Raw genomic sequence first — 20,661 nt, 5'->3', positions numbered from 1 at the left:
AGGGAGGGCTCCCTCCCCTTTTATTTATTTCATGAAAAGTTCCTCGACAGCTTTGACGATTGGAAAAGCACCTGAACCATGATTGGAAAGTACCGTTACTTTCCAATGACCTTTTGGATAGACACATGAATGGAAACTGACACCAGGGTCATAGCCCATGGCATGGTAAACTATCTCTTCATTAACATCGTCCAGCCAAATCCCATACCCGTAGGAAATGCCTTCTTTCACTTTTATGTGTTTCGTTATTAATCGCTCTACGTGGCTTTCCCCCACAAGCTTTCCACCCAAAAATACATCCCAAAAACCATTCATATCCGGCCCGGTCACGAACGCTCCCCCATCAGCTCCACCAATCACCGGAACAGCATACATATTCGTCGTTAGAGCCCCGGCCTTTTCTACGTATCCAAGAGCGGTGTTTCCAGGCAGCTGATCCAAACGATCATACCCGCTATTGTACATGCCTGCAGGTTTGAAGATGTTCTCTGCAACATAGTCTGTAAAAGTTGTGTTCGAAACGGCTTCCACCACCAACCCTAAAACGATGAACCCTGCATTGTTGTAGTGAAATTTCTCTCCAGGCTCGAACACCTTCTCTTTATCTTTGAACATCGGCACAAAGTCCTCAAGCTTCTCCATTTTGTACATCGGTTTCTCTTCCCACAGTTCTGAAAAGTCATCCATGACCGATTCATCAAAGTAATCAGGGATTCCGGATGTGTGTGTCAACAAATGATGAATGGTGACACGTTCATCTATACAAGCAAGACTTTGATACAGAAGCTGGTGGACGGGTGTGTCGTAATCAAATAGATTCTGTTCCACGAGCTGAGCGATCGCTACCGCTGTGAACAATTTGCTTCCAGAGGCTATTCCGAAGCGGGTGTCCATTTGGTTGGGAAGACTTTCAGCGAGGTTTCTGTACCCAAATCCTTTCGAGTAAACGAGATCCTCCCCTTGTGTCACAATTACTGAACCTGAAAATCCTTCTTTCTTAACGATTTCCTGAATTTTGGCATCCAATTTCTCCCTCTCCTTTTCATGTTTTCTATTCAATTCTGCCTGCTGTTTCATCCATCTATCATGATTCTTTTTGTTTCATTTAGCGAGTGGAAGGAAATGCCCTTTATAAAAAGGAGTCCATCTCATGAAAGTATTCGCTGTTGTTTTAGTGGCCCTCGGAATCATAGCTGTCCGAGTGATCTGCTTTTTTTATCCTGATTGGAAGGCAATCAAAGGGGAGCCTTTATCGGAACGAAAACGTTTGGGGTAAAGCTTGTTAGGAATTGGGATCCTGCTTCTTATGTATCTACTCAGTCAATTCATCATTAGAATATAAACCGTGCGCTTTCATTTTGCCACTTCCACTCTATTCGACAGGAGAGATGTAGACCATATATTCAAAGGATTTCTCCAATCCAATATTTTCAGCAATGGCATTCGATGGTTTATTGGTCTCCTCGCAGTCCCAATATGGAATCATGCCTTTTCTTACGCATTCTTTCACGAAACGATGAGCTGCTATCTGACCTAATTTATTGCCCCGATGATCCTCGAGCGTTTCTATATCCACCCCGTGCACATTCTCAGCTACAAACCCTGAAAAGCATAAGCTCACAAACTTATTAGTCGCGTTTTTTAATTCCACCACATTCTCCATGATTTCACTCCTCATATAAGGTAGTTAACAATTGCTGTAGATCATCAAGTGTGAGACCTAATTCCCGACTATTGGCTATGACCGCACTTAACTGATCTTCCAGAGCCTTGATTTTTCTTTCTCTAATGACGTCTAAATTCTGTTCGGCAACAAATGATCCTTTACCTACGATGGAGTAGATGAAACCTGCCTTCTCCAACTCTTCATACGCACGCTTTGTCGTAATTACACTAATCTGTAAATCTTTGGCCAACTGACGAATGGACGGTAAAGCCTTACCCTCATCCATGTCACCGGCTAAGATTGAAGATTTGATCTGATTGGTAATTTGTTCATAAATCGGCTCCTTGGATTTATTGGACAAGATGATTTGCATAGGAATCCCTCTTTTTGTATTCAGCATTTCGAATATAATGTATATATACTATACACACATTATATACACAATTCCATCCATACCCAACCTTAATTTCAAAAAATTTACACAGAAAGATCTTAGGAGGCTTTACAAATAACAGGATGCTTCCTCCGCTAACCCAGAATAGGAATTGACACACCAGGAGATGATTCCCAATAAAGAAAGGATTAATATTCCAAATTAAGGGAATCCCTTCACTAAATGAAGATCCGTTCGGTTTGGACTCATACCAGCACAGGAGAGGAGAAAAAAGATGGCGAAGGAAAGTAAATTCAAGAGGCGTCTGAAGAATGTCGGGCCGGGTGCTATTGTAGCGGCAGCCATTGTCGGACCAGGGACGGTAACGACAGCTAGTAATGTAGGAGCTCAATTTGGCTATGCGCTGATCTGGGCACTGGTCTTTTCCGTTTTGGCAACGATGTTTCTACAGGAGATGGTGACAAGGTTAGGGGTCATTACCAGAAAAGATTTAAGTACCATATTACGGGAACAATTTTCCCATCCCGTTTTGAAATGGCTGACGATTCTCCTGATCATTTCCGCCATTGTCATTGGAAGTGCTGCTTATGAAGCGGGGAACATTGTTGGGGGAGCGATCGGGCTGTCAGCCTTCACACCCCTTTCCACCGAAACCGTGGCGACCCTCATCGGTTTAATCGCCGGCATCCTCTTATGGGTAGGCAAATATAAAATCATCGAACGCGTTTTTATTGTATTGATCCTGACGATGACCTTGAGCTTTGTCATCACAGCCATTGTCATACAGCCGGATTTGTCTGCGATTCTGACGGAGGGTCTGGTCCCCAAGGTGTCGGCAGGTAATATTTTATTGGTCATATCGCTCATCGGGACTACAATCGTCCCTTACACGTTATTCTTACAATCTTCTGTCGTACAGGAGCGGTTCAAGGGAGAAGAAGAGTTGGCAGACAGCCGCTTCGATGTGGTTACGACAATTAGCATCTGCGGGATCATCTCTGTTGCCATCATCATTACGGCTGCTGTCGCTTTCCCCTTGGGAACAGAAATACAAGATCCGAGTGTCATGGCCGATCAGTTGAAACCCCTGCTTGGATCATGGGCGAAATATGTATTTGCTGTCGGGATTTTTGCAGCTGGCATATCCTCTGCAATGACGGCGCCTTTAGCCTCTGCTTATGCCACGGCAGGTGCTTTAGGGTGGGAAAGGAACCTGCGTTCAACAAAATTCCGACTGGTTTGGATCGGCGTGCTTCTTGTCGGTGTCCTTTTTGCTAGTCTTGGTTATGACCCGATTCAGCTGATTGTTTTTGCACAATATGCCAATGGACTGATCCTTCCGTTTATCGTTTTATTCCTTATGATGGCTATGAATAATCGAGGTACACTAAGAAATCACGTCAATTCCCTTTGGGTGAACATTGTTGGTGGATTGATCTTCCTTATTACCGTGACCCTATCCCTGCTTTCATTTGGTATCTTTTAACCTTTTGATCAAGGAGGTCATTCTAAGATTTTCAGGGGTTGTATATGAGGTTCATATAGAGGAGGTAGAATGATGGACAAGGTCGCTAAGAGGAATAAAATGCTGAAAATCCTATCCCCCTTCTCCTTTGCTGCATTCCTCATTATTTTTTGGCTCGCCATTTACAATGGTTGACGATGGTTTATGGAGTTTTCTAGCCATACTGCTTGCTAATCTCGCATTTTATCCATGCCAGGTGATGATATCGAACAAGGTACAAGCAATGAAAAAAAGCGAGTAGCCACATAGGACTTTATGGAATCGGCACTAAAAAAAGGCCATTTCATAGGTTTTTCATAATAATCGAGTTTTTACCAGCAATGGTTTGTAACTACGTGTTATAAATGAGGCCTGTTCTAGAACCTCCCAGATGGAAAGGATGAGTGATCTCCCCACCTGACCTTCTCATACTAAGATAAATGGGGCCGTTTTGAAGAGAATGTAGATGAAGAAGAGGATTCAAGAGGAAATCATTCCGAAGAAAAATGAAGGATTGGAGGAATAGCAGTCTATTTAAGTCTCTTGTTGATCCGATCCAATCCTTCTACTTTTGCCTTTTCTATATTCAATTCCCTTTTCAATAAAACATTTTCTGCGGTCATCCCCGCCAATATAGAGATTCCAATGAGCGATCTCAACAACTCAGGATCAGGGGTCAAGTAGGTAACGGCGAAAACGGAAGCCGCAGCCCCGATAAAAAAGTCCGCCAAAAACCCTAAATAAATCCCCTTGGGACGCGTTCTTTTTTTAGGGAAAATCAGGACTTTTCCATTTCTCATCAAGTGAGATATAATGCCAGTGATCCCTCCAATACACCCAGCAATAAGTAGCGTATTCATAAGAAATCTTCCCCCTAGACTAAAAAAGCGGCAGCTGGTGGAAACTTAGAAACATAAGCTACTATGCACTAAATCCTCAACCAAGCTCGCCGCTCCGTTTAAGTCCGTTATTTTTTTCATATACAAGTGCCCCATTATAGTGAACACCGTACCCCTAGTTTACACTATAATTACCAGAAAATAAATACTATTTTTCAAAATTTTGTATTCCATAACAACTTATGTCAGTTATGAATGATGGATTTTGTTCAACCATTCATGGATCTGATCCTCATAATACCTGACTTCCTTTTTTGATGTAGCATCTACGAATCTCTTTCTCAACTGTTGATAATCTTCTAGTTGGGGCTTTGTTGCAGATGGATCTTTCGTTGATCCAAGATTATCTAAGTACAATTGGATTTCTACAAAATAATGGCGGATTTCCTCTATCGATTCAGCATTTTTGAAGGAGTTCATAAGTTCATCATAGGTTTCTTTTTCTTTTTCGCTCATCCTAATCAATGGTCGGCACCTCCTCAAAATTTTTACTGAACGGGGCATCATACGGGAAAGAAACGACCACAATAAAGCGATTCCCTTCCAAAACTGAATAGGTTTTGTCTTGAACACCGATTTATTCTTCATACCCATTATACAAGATTACCTAACGGATATTGTTAGTCCTCTATCATTTCTACAAAATTTTTTTGATTCCAAAAGACAATAAATGAATGTGAAAAGTGCCATACCTTATTGATTTATTCCTCCACTCTGTCTTTTAACAGAGTCCTCCATGAACGGTCTCGGAAAATTTTAGAACCTCAGAGTTTTTTCACATATAGGAAAGAACGATTCCTACCACCGAAGATTCGCCCCCTCCCTCATGAAACTTCTTAAGGGTCCGTTTTATGAATGAAATCACAATGGATATATCTATGAAACAAGCATACATTAGAATGGAAAAGCGGAATTCAAGGGGATTCCTCGTGTGGTTATTTGGAGATTGATGCGAAGTAAGCCAGGCCTTCCGTGATATCTTTTATTTTAGAGAGGGGCAGCCCATGATCTTCATTATTTTCTTTATCGCAGCCATCCTTGTCGTTACAGCTGCTATTCATTTGAACCATTGTGGTGACGTGATTAGTAAAAAAACTTCTTTAAGCGGGGCTGTGGTCGGTACCTTCTTAATTGCCGGGGCTACATCATTACCTGAACTCACGACTAGTATGACGGCCGTTTATATAGATAACCCGGATATTGCTGTAGGAAATATGCTTGGGAGTAACGTGTTCAATCTATTAATCCTGGCCGTGGTTGATTTGTTTTATCGAAAACAACGGTTATTTCAAAGAATTAATCAGCACGCGAACCTTCCATCTGCATGGATCAGCCTTGCTTTTTTGATCATCATCTCTCTTTCCCTCCTGGTTCCTGAATCGATCCAACTTTTTAATATAGGAATTGAAATGTATGTGATTGTCATTTTCTATATCTTTTCCATGAAATTCATTGCCAGCGATTATGAAGACGATGATGGTTCTCCTCTGACTAAGGATATTCCCCTTTCTTCAGCGATCAAAGGTTTTCTCATAGCTGTAGTCGTCGTCTTTGTCTCCGGCAGCATTCTATCCATTGCTGGAGATCACATGGCAGAAATTACAGGCATGAACGCTAGTTTTGTAGGCAGTTTTCTCATTGCCGCCTCCACTTCATTACCTGAATTCGTAAGCGTCCTGGCTGCTTTTAAATTAGCGAACTACAACATGGCGGTCGGGTCCATTATTGGAAGCAACTTGTATAACCTGAAACTGCTTGTATTCACCGATTTATTGTATCGAAAAGGAGCGATTTTAAACTCCATCCAAGGCACTCATCTCTATGTAGCAATACTTGGGATCACGATGACATTGTTCCTCATCTACACACTCAAGAGGCCGAACAGAATAGACCGTTTAGGGCACTATCTCATGCCCTCTTTGTTCATCATTACGTTATATTTTGTGACTTCTTATATGATCTTTTTCAAGTAGATCTCTATTTTGTCATCTACTCTTTTATAAATGACAAAAGAAGGCAGATCTGTTTTCACATAATGGTATTCCAATATGTAATTTCGCCAGTAATGCTACAGAATCACATACGTTAGACCGTTTGGAGAGGCAGATGCATTTTTCTAGCTGGATTATAAACATCCAACCAATGTTCTGTTTCCGTTTTCATCCAACGTCCGAAAGAATCCAAGAATCTCAATATTTCCTCTGAACTGGAGGAGGGGTTGATGGCGAACCAAAGCGCTGTCCTCATCTCCTGTTCTTTTTCTGGATAGTGCTTTGAGAAAAGTTGATAGGCTGGGAACAAGTCCCTCGTGTACGCCTGCTCTTGAACAATGACAAGCGCAAGGCCGGCCCTCACTAGGATCTTCATGATCCATGAACAGCAATCCTTAATATCTTCCTCATCGTCATTTCCATTCAAATCCTGGTTCGCTCGATCAATGAAAGAAGCGAAGTGAATGAGATGTTCATTCGCCAAAGAGCTGTCGGGTTTGTAATCAGGGAGATGCCCGATTAGATTTTCACCATAGACACAAATTCCATAAGTTTTCAGAATAAACGGGATCATAGAGCAATGCTTTGTATCCTCGAATTCATTTAAAGGACTGAACCCTACTTCTACCCCGTTGATAAAACGGTATTTTTGATTGACTAATTGTTCAATCTCCTCCACCCAATCCAGATTCATATCTTGAGGATCGGAACAGGTGACGACGATGACGTCAAGATCCGATACACCTTCAATGTCCTCCCCTTTTGGAACAGAACCTCTTAGGTAAATGCTGTGAATGTCCTTTGGTAAAGCAGAAAGGCATGTCTCTGTTATGTGTCGGATGACCTCTTCGTATTGATCATTGATTTTCTTTGGATCAGACTGGTTCATGATGTAGCCGTAATCGTTTATGGAACACAACGACCCTATTTCTTTTATTTCTGTCATCCTTACATGTCCTCATTTCTTTTCATTGAATATTTCACACGGTGTTTTTTGAGGGTCCAGAAATCCCATAGATCCCCTTATTTCCAGCCCTAATATGGAAGCCCATTTTCGTATGGTGTCACTAGTCGATCCTCTTGTATTTTGTAAATCATATTCCATATTGGGGATTCACCCTTTATTTCACAATACTTCCTCCAACCGTTGTTTCTTCCTTTACCTTCATTCTTCCAACAACGCTATAAGGATTCGAGGGAGACCTGAAAAACTCTCTAGCACCATGATAGGTCGTATACCACAAATTATTTATGACACGGTATTCCCCTTTTATTTCATCAAGTACAATGGGGTGAAACAAATATTCAAAAATTGAATCATATATCTTAATAATTCCATGCACATATGTATCATCAAGCCAAATGGTATGTAAACGTTCCATTTATTATCCCTCTTTCCTACCATGTGTTACGAAAGGCTTATACCAATTTACCACACTAAAAGATGGAAATAAATGAATTTTCTTTCATTTATAAATGGTATGAAAAAACTTCTCCTATGAAGGATAAGCCACTATCACTCGAAGACTTGTATAATAACCCAAACAAAGACATGAAAAATAAAAAGACGATGTTTAGACTATAAAGGAAAACCCACTCCCCGCAATTGGGTGAGTGGGTTTTTATACGTGCCTCTTCCATTACCTCAACTGTTCCTAACCATGAAGGTGTATGGCTTACTCAAAAGACTCCGCCACCATGATCAGATCATCTTTTGACAAGCCATCTACATTCCCTTTCAACTCATACATGATCGATCCATCTTTCCAAATCAACCGCTGAGTCTCACCTTCGTTTCCTGCATATTGTCCGGTTTGATCACCGATCGATACCTCTTCTGTCTCTATGTCATCATAAGAGATGTCGCCATCTTTAACGGTCGTCAATTCCATCTCTTCATTCATTTCCGCATGAAAGATGAAGGTCAATACGGTATCCTTCTCTTCCATAACTCCAGGATCAATTTCTACACCATCCACTTCGAAAGGCATGAGCGTCGGATACTTAGGCTGATAGGCTTCATCCCCGGTCCGACTTACCAACCTGGAACGGTCATATTCGAAAAGCCCTTCTTCTGTTTGAACGGCCGTATCAAAAGCGTGCAACAATGACTGCACATCATCGTTGTAGTAAATCCGTGTGATTTTCCCTTCTTCATTCGTGTTCACTCTTCCACTGACGTCCGCGGTTTCACCATTGCTTATATTGATTTGCATATCAAAATCATAAGCGGTTTCCGTTTCCTCACTTTGCTCAACGCTCATCTTACCAATTTCCATGTTGACGTCATTTCCAGCCTTTTGATGAAAGCTGTTCAGCAGATTGGTATCCAACGCCTGCTTCATGTACTTTTCTGTGAAGTAAGGTTCGAATTGGTCCATATAGTAGGAAGAAATTCCTTGATAATTTTCCTCTTCATGCAATTGTTCCAGTTCTTCATCTGGTCCTGAAAATATTTGCTCCAGTACCTTTGTCACATCATCCTCTGTCGTATTTTCCTCTGACGAATTCTCACTGGAAGACGGAGAGGATGCACAGCCAGCTGTAATCAATAGCGCAATCATAATAAATAGAATTTTTTTCATCGTTAAGATAACCTCCATTCTTCCTTCTTTCCTACAAGTACGAATGGGAACGATTTACGTTTCAAAAATTGGTAATAAAATAGAAATTTTCTGTGAAAAAACTCCTTTTTTTCCTCAACATTCCCAAACCAGGCTTTCACATGGAAAAATGAAGACAGGATACCAATCTCATGCTTCTACCACTGACCTGGGCTTAAAGCAGTACAACAGGATGTTCAACAAGCTCACTGGGAATAAAGCGATGTACAAATAAAACGAAAGAGAATCCCCGCTCAAGTTAAACTCATCCACGATATACCCACTGCTATAAAAACAGACACTACCTATGATTAAGCTTATGGATGTGATGTAAAAAAGCGTCCATCCATTCACCTTTTCTTCCTTCTGAAAAAGGAGAAAAATCGTTAGAAAAATAGATACCAGGACCAATGCCAGGAATACTGGTCTCAACATAACAAAGGTTTCCATAAAATCCCTCCCTCTATTCGTTTATCAAAGGAATCACCCTTGGGGTAGACGCTATCTTTTGATTTCAAAAAGGGAAACTCGTAGACTTGAATGAAGAACAAGAATAGGAGTGATGAGGATCATGGCACAAGAAATCAAAGGGAAAATCGCTTATGTGACCGGTGCAGGTCGCGGCATCGGACGGGCTACAGCTTTGCAGCTGGCGAAAGAAGGCGTTCATCTCGGATTGATTGCAAGGACCAAAAGCCGTCTTGAAGAAGTAGCCGAGGAAGCCCGTTCCTACGGAGTCGAGGCAGCTGTAGCGTCCGCTGATATTGCGGACATCGATCAAGTGGAACAAGCGGTTCAGCAAATAAAAGAAGAGCTTGGTGAAGCAGACATTCTCATCAACAACGCAGGCATCGGTGTGTACGGAAAGTTCCTTGAACTAGAGCCTGACGAATGGAAACGGACGTTTGAAGTGAATGTTTACGGTACATACCACGTCACAAGAGCCGTCCTGCCCATGATGAAGGAGAAGAACCAGGGGGATATCATCAATATTTCTTCAAGCAGTGGACTCAAAGGGACCGCCGGATCCACGGCTTACAGTGGATCGAAGTTTGCCCTGCAAGGGATGATGGAAGCCTTGATGCAGGAAGTAAGAAGGGACAACATCCGCGTCTTCACATTAAATCCGAGTCTCGTTGCCACAGAACTTGCATTAGGGGAAGATATGGAAGGACAGGATAAAGAGAAGTACATGCAGCCGGAGGACCTTGCGGAATACATGGTTTCTCAATTGAAACTACACCCTCGCATTTTTATCAAGCAGTCGCTTCAATGGGCGACCAATCCTTTTTAAAGTTTTTTAGCATACACATGGCAGCATCGGCATTTTTGTGAGTAAGAAATGAAAAAACGCTTGGATTTTTAACATCCAGGCGTTTTCTTTTTTCTATCCATGAATGATCGAAACCAGGAAATCAACCAGTAATATAATCTTTATAATAGATGATTGTGACTACAAATGCGACCACGGTATAACCGATTGTGGTATAGAATACGACCGTTGGGTTGAAACTGCGTTTTTCCTCTTCGAGCTTCATACCCGTCCGGGCCTGGATCCGCAACCGGACTGAATTGGAAGCGAAACCACCTTTTGAATTGAAAAACCAAACAATAGCCATGATTACGACGCCAAGCAAAAAGGAATATTCAATGAATTCACCACGGAAAAAAGAAGCGACTCCCCAGTTGATCAACATCATCACACTAACAGTAACCACGGCCCATATCATATTTTTCCCCATCGTCATCCCCTCCAATTATGTATCCTTACATGTGTTACGGAGATACGGGATGAAAAGTTTCAATTTTCTTACAAATAATCGTGATCCTATCTCTATTATGGATATGCTTTCTTACATACTGCCGGGTTTCAACCCTTTGGAAAAACAGGTATAGCACGAGTAAGCTTTAAAAAAGGGAGAGATTGTAAATGAAGAATCATGCCGAAGAGACCTTGCACGATTACCGTCACGGAATTGAAGAATTGACCAGTTACTTACCTGAAGCAACGAAAGATTACAACCGTTTCACAGGCGCTTTTTTTGAAGATGGGGAAGTCGACCGGTCGCATAAGCATCTGATGGCTCTTGCGATCAGCGTGAAGGATGGAGATGAGGCGAGTATCACCTATCACATGGACCAATGTGTAGCGCTCGGGTGCAGCGACCCGCAAATCTATGAAACGATGGGTGTCGCCGCTGCTTATGGAGGGGGATCTGCGATGAGTCAGGCGGTGACTGTCGGGATCCGTACGTTAAAAGAATTCCGCGAAAGATCATAGAGGTACATGAATAAAGCTTAGTCTACGTTCCGCAGACTAAGCTTTTATCATCCGTGCTAAATAGATGCCGCTTGCCGCTGCCTGCGACAAGGAGTGCGTCTCCCCCGAGCAGTCCCCGATCAAATACAATCCTGGCACCTCGGTCTCAAAATGCTCATCCGTGAAAATCTTCGCTTCATAAAATTTGCTGTCCAACCCATAAAGGACGGTACCGCGATCGACCTCCTCGCCGAGCAGCCCTTCCAACGCTTCAAAAAACTCCATCAGTGCCTCTATATAAAGGGAAGGCACTTCTTTGCGGAGATCTCCTGCTTCTGCCTCCAGGGAGGGTTGAATAACGCCGCGAGAAAGATGATCAGAAGGTTTTCCTTTCAATAAATCTCCCAACTTCTGGGCCACAATCCTGTCCCGCCCTTGATTGATGCCGCCGATCACACGATGGGCTTCTGCCATCGCTTCCGCCTGATTCTTGAAGTACCGCGGCACGAAAAGCGTGAAATTCAAATTCTGACTCGGTTCATCTTCGTTCTGGTTTTGACCATCTGCCATCACCAGGCCATGCTGATATTTTCGAATGACTCTTCCACGCGGATTCATGCAGTAGGTGGTCGCAGAAAAACGCTCATTTATGTAATGAAGCTTCGTTTCAAATGTTTCCTGAAGAATGGCATCGAGCTGATTGCCTCGCATCTCCACCCGGATCCCTAAATCCAGCCGTGTGCGCCCAGGCTTCAGCCCTAATTCCGCTGTCATGGATTTCAGCCAGTCACTCCCACTCATTCCTGTAGCGAAGACAACTTTCCCGCTTTGAAACGGACCATGGTTAGTATCAATCGAAAACAGACCTTCTTCTTTTGTGACTGCTGTGACATCCGCTTCAAATGTGAAGGTCACCCTTTCAGACATCTCCTCATACATGCTTTGAAAGATCCCCCGGGCGAGCTGTGTCCCCAAATGACGCACTTCTGTCGAAAGAACTTTCAAAGAATGCTGGGATGCTTTTGCTGAAAGTTTCTCATTTTTCGTACTGTACCTCTCAACTAGATCGCCGCCATAAGAGCACAAAAGCTCATCGACTTCTTCCATGAGCGCAAGCGTTTCCTTTTCTCCGATCTTCTTCCCCAGCTGCCCACCGAAATCGTTCGTATAATTGAACTTCCCTTCGGATTTTCCGAGTCCTGCAAATCCTACGTACCGATCGCACGGCCCTTCACAGGTGCACGCTTCCTGTTGTAATCCACACGTCCGCTCAACCAGAGGCTTTCCTTTATCCACTACATGGACGTTCCATTCCGGATGTTCTTTTGCAAGCGTGTATGCAAGGAACACACCGCTGACGCCGGCCCCAATGATCGTCACGTCATACACAGGATCACTCCCCTCTTTCACAGACTTTTGCGTAGATGCACGTATCGGTCAACCGCTTCCCATCGACAGATCGATCTTCGTTGCGAAGAATGCCTTCAAGCTCAAAACCGAGAGACTCCGGAATGACGCGGCTTTTTTTATTTTCCGATTCGCAACGGATTTCCACACGGGCACCACCTAAATCATTCAAAGCATACGCCGTCAAAGCGTCAACCGCTTCCCGCATATATCCTTTTCCACTATGAGCGGTATCCATCCAGTAGCCGATCTCGAACTTCGACACATCCCAGTCCATTCGATGAAAACCAGTCGAACCGACGAAAGTCATATCCTCCTTCAGAAAAACGAGATACCTTAAATTCTGGCGCAGCAAAAACTTGGCGTGCGCTTCTCTTGCGTTTGATTCTGTGTCTTCGACAGTCGGTGTCTCCTGGACAAATCCAAGCCATGGTTTCAGTTCATTCACAGACCTTTGGATCGCTGCGTTGACCACTGTTCCGTCACCTGGCTCCGGCATTTTCAAAATCAGCCGTTCTGTTTCTATAGGTGTTTTGACATCTCGCATAACTGGATCCATTGTTCCATCCCCTTGTGATTCGATTTCATCCTTATCCTCTATCAAACAAGATTTCTTATTTTTTTGCAACAGCTATATTCAAAGCTTTCTAAATTTTTGTATAATAGACGGACATTCATGCAGGAAGGAGGAATCCGATGACTAGAAACCGTGCATTCTTGATGATTTTCCTGGGCGCCTCCCTGTGGGGCATCATCGGGCTGTTTGTGAACCAACTGTACGAGCATGGGTTCTCCCCCATTCAAGTGGTCGCTCTCCGAGTGACCTCTGCGATGGTCATGCTGTTCGGATCCATCATCGTTTCTAATAGAAAGCTTTTAAAAATAAAACCGACAGACTCGCGTTATTTCTTCGGGACAGGGGTCATCAGCATCGCTTTGTTCAACTGGTGTCTCTTCAGCGCCATTGAGGCGACTTCAATGGCGATCGCTTTCGTTCTCCTTTATACTGCACCTGTCTTCGTGACCATTTTTTCAAGAGTTTTCTTTAAAGAAGCCTGGACAGGAAGAAAACTCTTGGCCCTTTTCACGACTTTTATCGGGTGTACGTTCGTCATCGGATGGCTTCCGGGACTGCAAGCCTCCCTGTCATGGGCCGGCCTGTTATTCGGACTTGGTTCGGGACTGTTTTACGCGCTTTACAGCATCTTCGGGAAGGTCGTTTTGAAAAAATACCGCTCTTTGACTGTCACCTTTTATACGTTTCTATTCGCAGCTCTTGCAGTGGTTCCTTTCAGTGGCCTATGGGAAGAAGCGTCACTCTTAAATGACATCCGCGTCTGGCTGTTGATTCTCGGCCTCGGACTCATCTCGACCGTTCTGCCTTTCCTTCTCTACACGAAAGGCCTCGAGCATGTGGAATCGAGCCGGGCTTCCATCGTCGCCACCATCGAACCGGTCGTCGCGACGCTCGTCGGTTACTTCTTTTATGCGGAAGTGCTGACGATCTTCCAATATGCCGGGGTCGTGCTCGTGCTTTTATCTGTCATCATTGTGCAGGAGTCTAAAAAGAAGCCTGCGCAGCAGAGGGAGAAGTCCGCTTCTTGATCGTTAAGTCACTTTGAGGTGGCGTTAGGGCACTTTGGCTTCCTGTTAAGTCACTTTGGTCGTGCGTTCGGGCACTTTCGCTCTCCGTTAAGTCACTTTGCCCGACCGTTCGGACACATTCAAAAAACCAGCTCCTTAGAAAAGGAGCTGGTTCTTCTTTATTTCGTATGGATGACAACCGTCGTCAGTGGATCGATGGTAATGCCATCTTTATTCAGCTCGAAACCGGATGGATCTTTCACTTTTTTGCGTCCAGCTTCGTCATTGTCGACGAGCACTTTTCCTTTCTTCAAGTTCTCATCGAGAGTCAATGTACGTGTTTCGTCATCGGCGTTGATGAACACGTAATAGCTTCCTTTTGCTTTCTTGCCAGGATCGACCGCTTTATAGGCAAGCATCAAATCCGTTTCCTGGATTTCAGGTGCATCCAAAAGCGTGACGTTTTCTTCGACCGCTTCCTCAGAACCGAGGCGGAAAGCATCTGTCCATCGTCTCAGTTCGATCAGACCTTTCGTATATTCCATTGTTTCCTGCTGGATGCTTGGCTCGGACACGGCCTGCCAGTCGAACTGGTTGATCACATCGGTAGAATCATAGGAATCATGGATGAAGTAAGGATCTTCGAACGGATTCCCGTTTTCATCTTCCATATAGGTCCACTTATCTTCTGGAACGCCATCGGCTTTCCACTGCTTCGTGCGGCCATATTCCTGACCGGCATGAAGGAAGGAGATTCCCTGACTTGTTAGAATCATAGAATTCCCGAGGCGGATTCGTTTTTGGATTTCTTCTTCATGCTTCGCCGGGTCCTTTTTGATGGACTGTGCGATGACATCATGAAGCGTCAAGTTGTCGTGGGCTGCGATGTACTGCACGATATCTCCCGGGTCATCTTCTGTCACATTGCCAGGCTGTCCTTTGATGTTGTTGAAAATGGTATCGATGTTACGAGCGCCGCCTGTAATGAAACGCGGTTCCCCTTCACTACCGAAACCGGACTTCAGTTCATTCCTGATCTCATCAGAAAAGACAGCGACTCCATCTGTTTCGTCCATCCAATCCTGGTCGGCCGGTTGTACACCTTCCCCACCGTTATCACCGGCATACGTTCTCCAGCCTTCTCCGAGCATTAAAATGTTCGGATTCAAAGCTTCCGCAGCATCGTAAGCGGCTTGGACACTTTCTGCATCCAAATCACCCATCAAGTCGAAACGGAACCCGTCCACTTTGAATTCATCGACCCAATACTCGATGGAGTCGACCATAAGTTTGCGGGACATTTCATGCGTCGTCCCCACTTTTCCACCGCCGTAACCTGTTTTGGTATTGCCTTCCTCATCCATGAAATGATAATAGTTCGGGACAAGGTCTTCCAAGATGCTCACTTTGGCTGTGTGGTTGTAGACGACATCCAAAATGACACCCATCTTACGTTTATGAATTTCATCAATCAGCTGCTTGAATTCTTCGATTCTTTCTTCCGGATCTTCCGGACGCTCGGAATACATACCGGAAAGGGCGAAATAGCTGTGAGGGTCATAACCCCAGTTGTAATTGTTTCCTGAAGCGGAATACTCACGCTCACGTGTGCTGCTGTCGAGTTCATCCCCGAAATAATACTTCATGACAGGGAGCAGTTGGATGTGGGTCACACCCAGCTCTTTTACGTAATCAAGTTTTTCTACAAAAGCATTGAACGTACCGAACTGGGAATCAAGCTCGCCTTCGATGCTCGGGTCAGATGTGAAATCACGCACGTGTGCTTCCCAAATGATCGCATCTTCACGCTTTTCATAGCCTTTGATTTTAGCAAAATCAAGTTTAGGCCCAATCTCAGAAGGATCGACGATCGCCGCTTTTCCTACATCATCGTTATCATCATTGTTTGAAGCCGCCATTGATTTAGCGTAAGGATCAAGGGCAAGCTTCTCTTCTCCATACGCCTCGATTTTATACTGATAATAGTAGCTGTTGAGGTCTTTGATTCCGGTATTGTCCTCATTCAGCGTCACAGACCAGACGCCATCGTCCCCTTTTTCCATCGGGATATCATTGTTCACGACTTTATATTGATCGTCTTTATCATAAAGAACAACTGAGACATCGGTCGCGATCGGTGACCAAAGCTTCAGTTCAGCTGTACCGTCGTCATGTAACGTCGCCCCGAGATCGTCCCCGTCATACGCAAACCTTTCATCCATCAGCTTCCAGTCGACCATCACATTCGTTTCTTCTTCTCCATATTGGATGGTGTACGTCTGAGTGAGATCCAGCGCTTCTGCGGTTTCCAGACGAACGTCTTGTCCATCCACCTCAGCAGATTCTATGTCGATGCGCGCTCCATCTGCGCCCTTCAGAACAAAATCAGAACGATCTGCACTCTCAATCACCTGGCTCATCTTCGCTGAAATGAGTGTGTCGTTCTTGATTTTCGCAGACTCCACATAAGTCGTCAGCACAGGTTCTTCCAAATAGACTTCCTCCTTGCCTTGGACCAGCCAGAACTCCGTTTCACCGGTGGTCGGAAAATATCTGTCATTCGGAGTATCTTTTAGATCCCCCTTATGTACGATAAAGTTCAACCCGTTCTTGATGTCGATGACCGGAATTTCCACAGACATTCCGAAATCCGTTTCATTCGTAAACTCCACCGGGTCCGACCAATCCGTCCCTTGTTCAATCGCAGGATTGGAACCGTCCTGGTTCCATAGATGCAGTCCCCAGCCTTCATAATTTCCATCTAATCGCTTGTAGTTAATGGTAACGGTTTCATTCGTTTGTGCAAAAGTTTTCGTTGTACTGACCGACGTTAAAGATGTCGGACTCGCCAGCAAAAACACAAGCACAATGCTGATGACAACCTTCCACCACTGTCTCCTCATCCTCAAATCATTCTCCTCCTTTAATAGGTATACGAGTGCGATACACACTGTTTAGTGCAAACGCTTTCACAAACCAATATACCATAGATTTCCTGAGTGTGAAGAAATATTCAGAAAATGATGGAAAAAGAAACGATTGTCCTGTTTCTATAGTCCCAAGTTCTAAACCTCTGTTCTTTGAATACATTGAAGGAGGATAAACGGGAGGTGTTTGTATGTCAGCAGCACGTGTTCTCATGTGGGTCACCGCCACTTTGGAAGCATTTTTAGGCATCCCTTTTATTGGAGGAACGTTCGTCATCTCGTTACTGTGGACGCCCCTGGCCGTCATGCTTATCCTTCACATCATCACCCTTGTGCTCTCCCAGCAGAAAGGAAGGGAAACGAGAGGAAGCATCCTCGGAATCGTCACCTCATGCATCGGCTGGGTTCCTTTCGTCGGTATGGTCATGCACATTTTGACAGCGATCTTTTTGTTCATCGATGCAGCGGAAGCCGATCCGGAATTGGAAAAACAGCCGGCATAAAGAAGACGCCTCAGACCGAGGCGCCTTTTTTTAATAGAGTTCTAATTTTTGCTGTTCGTTACGAAAAGCACGGATTAAGACCAGGAACACGATCTCAAGGATGATCATCACAGCTATTCCTATGATAAATAACGGGATAACCGTGTTTTCCGGAAGGTTCATGGAGAAAGGCAAGAGCGCGTAATAAAGGATGTGAGCAGTCAGATAAAATCTGAATAGCTTGCGTGCTCTTTCTTGAAGATCCTCTTCTTGCTTTTTCTTCGCCCAATCGATGAACACCTGAAACAGATAAAAGGTCAGCACCAGCTTGAGCAACCCTAACGATTGATGGTAAATCGTAGGAAGATCTAAACCTATACTCACACCTTCTGTCGTTCCTGTTGGCTGACCTATAAAGGCTTGGGGAATCGCAATGAGACTGATGATCAAGGCGGTAGTTCTCGCACCTTTCATTCCTTTCAAGTTCCCCTCCATACCATTCAAGGCACTTAATACTAGGAAATACCCGATGAAATCAGCTAAAATCTCAATTTGGCCGAGGTGGATGTCGATTAAAACAAGAAGCAGCCCCCCGAAGATCCGGTGAAAGGGATTCATTGGCTCCCCCTCCTTTCGATCAGGAGTTCCATCTGCTCTGGCGTGAGCTGCGGGTCATTCGTTACATAGAATGGCTGAGTGAATGGGTAGCCATTTTCCGTTGTACCTGTCATTTCGATTTCATAAGAATAAGCGCGAATCGCGTCCGGCTTTTCTTGCATCGTCAGCCTGATCCCGTCTCCCCGCTTCATTTCAATGGGAAATTGGACTTCTTCCAATGGAGCACCAGCGACGCGGCTCCATTCCTCATTCAGTTCTTTGTTGTGCGTGCGCGGGCCGCCCCCATCGGGTGTACCTGTTGTACCGATCGACGGGGTGTACAATTTCTTCTTTAAATCTTCATCAACTTCAGGAAATGGTGAGGTCATCGATTCTATTTTCAAATCCTCAACGACCGTATAAGAGCGAAAGGAGCGTCCATTGCTGCTGCTTGAGCTTGATTGTTGACGAAAAATTCCATTTCCCTCTCTGTGTTCACTGGATGTAACCTTGCCAATATCCGCTACGGTTGTTTCCCCATTATTAAAATGAATCGTAGCTCGTCCTCTATGATCGACACTCAACTCCCTCATTTTCTGCTCATCAAAGACTACACTTTTGAGCAAATAATGCGAGGATCTGCTTTGGATATCCGGCCCATAGGCAGGATTCTCATTTTGAAACGCATAATAATCCGATTTCGCATGTAGAGTCGTTCCATCACTAAACTCTACACTCATGACACGTGCCGGATCATCTCTATTGGTTAAGTAATAAAGCTCGAACATCCCGATTCCACCGTAAAAGTGTTCGAGAAAAACTGGTTCCTCCAATTGCTTAGATTGATAGAACCATAAGTTGCCTCCCCAACTGATCGCAACGATCAGCAGAGAAATCAGAAATGTTTTTCCTTTCATATGTATCTTCCTAACTTGTTTTCTTTTCGTTGCGCGCGGTTCGGACTTCCTTACACGCGTTCCTTGATGATTGATCTAACCTAACCCCACTGATCGAGACGGGTGCTCTTCGTATCATGACCGTAATGATTGGAATGAAAGCAAGGAGAATGTAAAAAGCCACGTATTTCTTTGTGCATTCATCCAATTTTGTATGCCGAGTAATAAGAAGAGTCCTCCTATGATAAAAGCATGGGTTTGGGGGGTGGGTTAAAAGAGCCTGACCACCATCCAGATCATGGCGATGACACCACAGAGGGCGATGAAAATCCTGAATGCTTTCATGCGGCCATGCTCCTTGTTTCTATGTATTCCTCGTAATAATACTCTTTCGCTTCCCACTTCTTCTTCCCGTCCCGGAACCCTGTCACAAGACCAATCACCAAGAAAATGGCCCCCATGATCCATGAAGCGTTAGCACCGAGAATCGCAGGTAGTAAAATATCCAACGAATTGGTCACAGATGAACGGAGCTGGAAAAGCGTCCGACGGTCTCTCCAGCGTTCATCCCAAATCCGCCACAGCTCTTGATTCGTTTTCCTGCTCATGTACGTTTCATAGAGGAAAAATCCATAAAACACGAACGCGCCCAGGTAAAAGAGACCTGGAACTTCATCGAAAAAGATCTGTCCTAAGCCGATACATAAGGCCATAATCAAAAATAGATGCCAGACCGATTTACGGGCTTTATTTCTAATTTTTTTCTGATCCATGCTTTCTTTTTTTAATGCTTCTTCCATAGAAACCCCTCGCGATCATATGTAATCAGACGAATAATAGACCATATAAGGAAAGACTAAAAATGAAGGCACAAAGGGTAATCGTAATCAGCGGCTCTATTTTCTTTCCTGATTCGCGCATATCCCGCACTCTGGTGATGACAACCGATGGTGCTAGGAAAATCCATCCCCATTCTGCTCGGAATGGGAGATCGGTGAACAGCATCAATAGAAAAATGAGAACGGCGGCACCAAAGAGAAAATGCCCCAGCCATCTTAAAGTCTTGTTCAAATCCATCCTCCCTCTCTACACTCCATTGGTTTAACGTCATCCCATCTATTTATGAGAGTGAAACCGATTGAAAGATAGACTCATAGAATGGTCGACAAAGTTTCTTAAAGTCTACTCCATAGTAAACTGTACAGAGAAAACCCAAAAATACATACGCTAAATGCAATAACAAGTACCGGTTCGATTTTCTTCCCATTCTGGATGTCTTTTACTCTCATAACCACCACGGATGGCACGGAACAAATCCACAGTAACTCCCATCGGAAAGGAAAATCCGTAAACAGCGGTAGGATGAGGGCTAAAAAACCAGCGGCTAGAAAAATCATCCCTACTCTGTCCCAAAACTTGTACATGAATTCCCTCCTCAACGCTCCACCGCT

General features: G+C 44.1%; 25 protein-coding genes. 7 read left to right on the top strand and 18 right to left on the bottom strand.

Features of this window, described 5'->3' with window-relative positions; genetic code table 11:
* Window positions 1–24: 24 nt before the first annotated feature.
* A complete protein-coding gene (locus K2225_RS00295) occupies window positions 25–1,026 on the bottom strand; it encodes a serine hydrolase domain-containing protein (protein WP_255574058.1) in 1,002 nt (333 codons plus the stop codon).
* Between the two features lie 124 nt (window positions 1,027–1,150).
* On the opposite strand from K2225_RS00295, the gene K2225_RS19945 reads away from it, so the two are divergent.
* On the top strand, window positions 1,151–1,276 hold the full coding sequence (locus K2225_RS19945; protein WP_255574057.1) for a hypothetical protein: 126 nt from the start codon (window positions 1,151–1,153) through the stop codon (window positions 1,274–1,276).
* Between the two features lie 96 nt (window positions 1,277–1,372).
* Here the strand turns inward: K2225_RS19945 and K2225_RS00290 are convergent, their stop codons facing one another.
* Window positions 1,373–1,663 carry a GNAT family N-acetyltransferase gene (locus tag K2225_RS00290; protein WP_370632670.1) on the bottom strand — a complete coding sequence of 97 codons (291 nt, stop codon included), beginning with the start codon at window positions 1,661–1,663 and terminating at the stop codon, window positions 1,373–1,375.
* Between the two features lie 4 nt (window positions 1,664–1,667).
* Complete coding sequence (locus K2225_RS00285) at window positions 1,668–2,039, bottom strand: GntR family transcriptional regulator (RefSeq protein WP_220582992.1); 372 nt, start codon at window positions 2,037–2,039, stop codon at window positions 1,668–1,670.
* Between the two features lie 295 nt (window positions 2,040–2,334).
* On the opposite strand from K2225_RS00285, the gene K2225_RS00280 reads away from it, so the two are divergent.
* Complete coding sequence (locus tag K2225_RS00280) at window positions 2,335–3,546, top strand: Nramp family divalent metal transporter (RefSeq protein ID WP_220582991.1); 1,212 nt, start codon at window positions 2,335–2,337, stop codon at window positions 3,544–3,546.
* A gap of 548 nt (window positions 3,547–4,094) precedes the next feature.
* Here K2225_RS00280 and K2225_RS00275 read toward each other — a convergent pair.
* Window positions 4,095–4,424 (bottom strand): DUF4257 domain-containing protein, encoded by a 330-nt coding sequence (locus K2225_RS00275; protein WP_146817939.1) that lies wholly within the window; start codon window positions 4,422–4,424, stop codon window positions 4,095–4,097.
* 228 nt (window positions 4,425–4,652) lie between these two features.
* Complete coding sequence (locus K2225_RS00270; RefSeq protein WP_220582990.1) at window positions 4,653–4,928, bottom strand: hypothetical protein; 276 nt, start codon at window positions 4,926–4,928, stop codon at window positions 4,653–4,655.
* 539 nt (window positions 4,929–5,467) lie between these two features.
* Between K2225_RS00270 and K2225_RS00265 the strand changes: the two genes are divergently transcribed.
* A complete protein-coding gene (locus tag K2225_RS00265; RefSeq protein WP_220582989.1) occupies window positions 5,468–6,436 on the top strand; it encodes a sodium:calcium antiporter in 969 nt (322 codons plus the stop codon).
* A gap of 112 nt (window positions 6,437–6,548) precedes the next feature.
* Here K2225_RS00265 and K2225_RS00260 read toward each other — a convergent pair whose 3' ends face one another.
* The 4 genes from K2225_RS00260 to K2225_RS00245 all read right to left on the bottom strand — a co-directional run bounded on the left by K2225_RS00260 (window position 6,549) and on the right by K2225_RS00245 (window position 9,507).
* Window positions 6,549–7,400 carry a nucleotidyltransferase family protein gene (locus tag K2225_RS00260; protein WP_220582988.1) on the bottom strand — a complete coding sequence of 284 codons (852 nt, stop codon included), beginning with the start codon at window positions 7,398–7,400 and terminating at the stop codon, window positions 6,549–6,551.
* A gap of 175 nt (window positions 7,401–7,575) precedes the next feature.
* Window positions 7,576–7,836, bottom strand: a complete 261-nt coding sequence (locus K2225_RS00255) for a hypothetical protein (protein ID WP_220582987.1) — start codon at window positions 7,834–7,836, stop codon at window positions 7,576–7,578.
* Between the two features lie 294 nt (window positions 7,837–8,130).
* A complete protein-coding gene (locus K2225_RS00250) occupies window positions 8,131–9,039 on the bottom strand; it encodes a DUF4367 domain-containing protein (protein ID WP_220582986.1) in 909 nt (302 codons plus the stop codon).
* Window positions 9,040–9,207: 168 nt separating this feature from the next.
* Complete coding sequence (locus K2225_RS00245; RefSeq protein ID WP_220582985.1) at window positions 9,208–9,507, bottom strand: hypothetical protein; 300 nt, start codon at window positions 9,505–9,507, stop codon at window positions 9,208–9,210.
* Window positions 9,508–9,628: 121 nt separating this feature from the next.
* Here K2225_RS00245 and K2225_RS00240 point away from each other — a divergent pair, with 121 nt between their 5' ends.
* Entirely contained in the window at window positions 9,629–10,351 is a 723-nt protein-coding gene (locus tag K2225_RS00240) for a 3-ketoacyl-ACP reductase (RefSeq protein WP_220582984.1), read from the top strand.
* A gap of 121 nt (window positions 10,352–10,472) precedes the next feature.
* On the opposite strand, the gene K2225_RS00235 is transcribed toward K2225_RS00240, so the two are convergent.
* Window positions 10,473–10,799 carry a hypothetical protein gene (locus K2225_RS00235; RefSeq protein ID WP_220582983.1) on the bottom strand — a complete coding sequence of 109 codons (327 nt, stop codon included), beginning with the start codon at window positions 10,797–10,799 and terminating at the stop codon, window positions 10,473–10,475.
* A 188-nt stretch (window positions 10,800–10,987) separates the two neighbouring features.
* On the opposite strand from K2225_RS00235, the gene K2225_RS00230 reads away from it, so the two are divergent.
* The gene (locus K2225_RS00230; protein ID WP_220582982.1) at window positions 10,988–11,338 is read left to right on the top strand and encodes a carboxymuconolactone decarboxylase family protein; all 351 of its coding nucleotides are present in this window, start codon (window positions 10,988–10,990) and stop codon (window positions 11,336–11,338) included.
* 36 nt (window positions 11,339–11,374) lie between these two features.
* Here K2225_RS00230 and K2225_RS00225 read toward each other — a convergent pair whose 3' ends face one another.
* The gene (locus K2225_RS00225) at window positions 11,375–12,706 is read right to left on the bottom strand and encodes an FAD-binding oxidoreductase/lyase (RefSeq protein ID WP_220582981.1); all 1,332 of its coding nucleotides are present in this window, start codon (window positions 12,704–12,706) and stop codon (window positions 11,375–11,377) included.
* Window positions 12,707–12,710: 4 nt separating this feature from the next.
* Complete coding sequence (locus K2225_RS00220) at window positions 12,711–13,283, bottom strand: GNAT family N-acetyltransferase (protein ID WP_220582980.1); 573 nt, start codon at window positions 13,281–13,283, stop codon at window positions 12,711–12,713.
* A 137-nt stretch (window positions 13,284–13,420) separates the two neighbouring features.
* Here K2225_RS00220 and K2225_RS00215 point away from each other — a divergent pair, with 137 nt between their 5' ends.
* Entirely contained in the window at window positions 13,421–14,329 is a 909-nt protein-coding gene (locus K2225_RS00215; protein WP_220582979.1) for a DMT family transporter, read from the top strand.
* 158 nt (window positions 14,330–14,487) lie between these two features.
* On the opposite strand, the gene K2225_RS00210 is transcribed toward K2225_RS00215, so the two are convergent.
* Window positions 14,488–17,211, bottom strand: coding sequence for a pullulanase (locus K2225_RS00210; protein WP_220583975.1), 2,724 nt, complete (start codon window positions 17,209–17,211; stop codon window positions 14,488–14,490).
* A gap of 215 nt (window positions 17,212–17,426) precedes the next feature.
* Here K2225_RS00210 and K2225_RS00205 point away from each other — a divergent pair, with 215 nt between their 5' ends.
* A complete protein-coding gene (locus K2225_RS00205) occupies window positions 17,427–17,738 on the top strand; it encodes a hypothetical protein (protein ID WP_220582978.1) in 312 nt (103 codons plus the stop codon).
* A gap of 30 nt (window positions 17,739–17,768) precedes the next feature.
* Here the strand turns inward: K2225_RS00205 and K2225_RS00200 are convergent, their stop codons facing one another.
* The 5 genes from K2225_RS00200 to K2225_RS00180 all read right to left on the bottom strand — a co-directional run bounded on the left by K2225_RS00200 (window position 17,769) and on the right by K2225_RS00180 (window position 20,634).
* Complete coding sequence (locus K2225_RS00200; protein ID WP_220582977.1) at window positions 17,769–18,335, bottom strand: hypothetical protein; 567 nt, start codon at window positions 18,333–18,335, stop codon at window positions 17,769–17,771.
* Window positions 18,332–19,231: a hypothetical protein gene (locus K2225_RS00195; protein ID WP_220582976.1), complete on the bottom strand. Its 900-nt coding sequence runs from the start codon at window positions 19,229–19,231 to the stop codon at window positions 18,332–18,334. Before K2225_RS00195 ends, K2225_RS00200 begins: the two co-directional genes overlap by 4 nt.
* A gap of 320 nt (window positions 19,232–19,551) precedes the next feature.
* Window positions 19,552–20,010 carry a hypothetical protein gene (locus K2225_RS00190; RefSeq protein ID WP_220582975.1) on the bottom strand — a complete coding sequence of 153 codons (459 nt, stop codon included), beginning with the start codon at window positions 20,008–20,010 and terminating at the stop codon, window positions 19,552–19,554.
* Window positions 20,011–20,035: 25 nt separating this feature from the next.
* Window positions 20,036–20,281: a hypothetical protein gene (locus K2225_RS00185; protein WP_220582974.1), complete on the bottom strand. Its 246-nt coding sequence runs from the start codon at window positions 20,279–20,281 to the stop codon at window positions 20,036–20,038.
* 104 nt (window positions 20,282–20,385) lie between these two features.
* The gene (locus K2225_RS00180; protein ID WP_220582973.1) at window positions 20,386–20,634 is read right to left on the bottom strand and encodes a hypothetical protein; all 249 of its coding nucleotides are present in this window, start codon (window positions 20,632–20,634) and stop codon (window positions 20,386–20,388) included.
* Between the last annotated feature and the right edge of the window lie 27 nt (window positions 20,635–20,661).

Origin of the sequence: Halobacillus sp. Nhm2S1 (assembly GCF_019599545.1) — a bacterium.
Classification (GTDB): domain Bacteria; phylum Bacillota; class Bacilli; order Bacillales; family Halobacillaceae; genus Halobacillus.
The sequence above is the reverse complement of the archived record's forward strand: the minus strand, read 5'-3'. Positions and strand labels throughout refer to the sequence as shown.

What these genes read in the sequence shown, in the direction of transcription:
- K2225_RS19945 (WP_255574057.1), top strand. Translation starts at nt 1,151, where the DNA reads ATGAAAGTATTCGCTGTTGTTTTAGTGGCCCTCGGAATCATAGCTGTC.
- K2225_RS00290 (WP_370632670.1), bottom strand. Translation starts at nt 1,663, where the DNA reads ATGGAGAATGTGGTGGAATTAAAAAACGCGACTAATAAGTTTGTGAGC.
- K2225_RS00205 (WP_220582978.1), top strand. Translation starts at nt 17,427, where the DNA reads ATGTCAGCAGCACGTGTTCTCATGTGGGTCACCGCCACTTTGGAAGCA.
- K2225_RS00190 (WP_220582975.1), bottom strand. Translation starts at nt 20,010, where the DNA reads ATGGAAGAAGCATTAAAAAAAGAAAGCATGGATCAGAAAAAAATTAGA.
- K2225_RS00240 (WP_220582984.1), top strand. Translation starts at nt 9,629, where the DNA reads ATGGCACAAGAAATCAAAGGGAAAATCGCTTATGTGACCGGTGCAGGT.
- K2225_RS00265 (WP_220582989.1), top strand. Translation starts at nt 5,468, where the DNA reads ATGATCTTCATTATTTTCTTTATCGCAGCCATCCTTGTCGTTACAGCT.
- K2225_RS00215 (WP_220582979.1), top strand. Translation starts at nt 13,421, where the DNA reads ATGACTAGAAACCGTGCATTCTTGATGATTTTCCTGGGCGCCTCCCTG.
- K2225_RS00245 (WP_220582985.1), bottom strand. Translation starts at nt 9,507, where the DNA reads ATGGAAACCTTTGTTATGTTGAGACCAGTATTCCTGGCATTGGTCCTG.
- K2225_RS00275 (WP_146817939.1), bottom strand. Translation starts at nt 4,424, where the DNA reads ATGAATACGCTACTTATTGCTGGGTGTATTGGAGGGATCACTGGCATT.
- K2225_RS00255 (WP_220582987.1), bottom strand. Translation starts at nt 7,836, where the DNA reads ATGGAACGTTTACATACCATTTGGCTTGATGATACATATGTGCATGGA.
- K2225_RS00200 (WP_220582977.1), bottom strand. Translation starts at nt 18,335, where the DNA reads ATGAATCCCTTTCACCGGATCTTCGGGGGGCTGCTTCTTGTTTTAATC.
- K2225_RS00195 (WP_220582976.1), bottom strand. Translation starts at nt 19,231, where the DNA reads ATGAAAGGAAAAACATTTCTGATTTCTCTGCTGATCGTTGCGATCAGT.
- K2225_RS00180 (WP_220582973.1), bottom strand. Translation starts at nt 20,634, where the DNA reads ATGTACAAGTTTTGGGACAGAGTAGGGATGATTTTTCTAGCCGCTGGT.
- K2225_RS00230 (WP_220582982.1), top strand. Translation starts at nt 10,988, where the DNA reads ATGAAGAATCATGCCGAAGAGACCTTGCACGATTACCGTCACGGAATT.
- K2225_RS00235 (WP_220582983.1), bottom strand. Translation starts at nt 10,799, where the DNA reads ATGGGGAAAAATATGATATGGGCCGTGGTTACTGTTAGTGTGATGATG.
- K2225_RS00220 (WP_220582980.1), bottom strand. Translation starts at nt 13,283, where the DNA reads ATGGATCCAGTTATGCGAGATGTCAAAACACCTATAGAAACAGAACGG.
- K2225_RS00260 (WP_220582988.1), bottom strand. Translation starts at nt 7,400, where the DNA reads ATGACAGAAATAAAAGAAATAGGGTCGTTGTGTTCCATAAACGATTAC.
- K2225_RS00280 (WP_220582991.1), top strand. Translation starts at nt 2,335, where the DNA reads ATGGCGAAGGAAAGTAAATTCAAGAGGCGTCTGAAGAATGTCGGGCCG.
- K2225_RS00250 (WP_220582986.1), bottom strand. Translation starts at nt 9,039, where the DNA reads ATGAAAAAAATTCTATTTATTATGATTGCGCTATTGATTACAGCTGGC.
- K2225_RS00210 (WP_220583975.1), bottom strand. Translation starts at nt 17,211, where the DNA reads ATGAGGAGACAGTGGTGGAAGGTTGTCATCAGCATTGTGCTTGTGTTT.
- K2225_RS00285 (WP_220582992.1), bottom strand. Translation starts at nt 2,039, where the DNA reads ATGCAAATCATCTTGTCCAATAAATCCAAGGAGCCGATTTATGAACAA.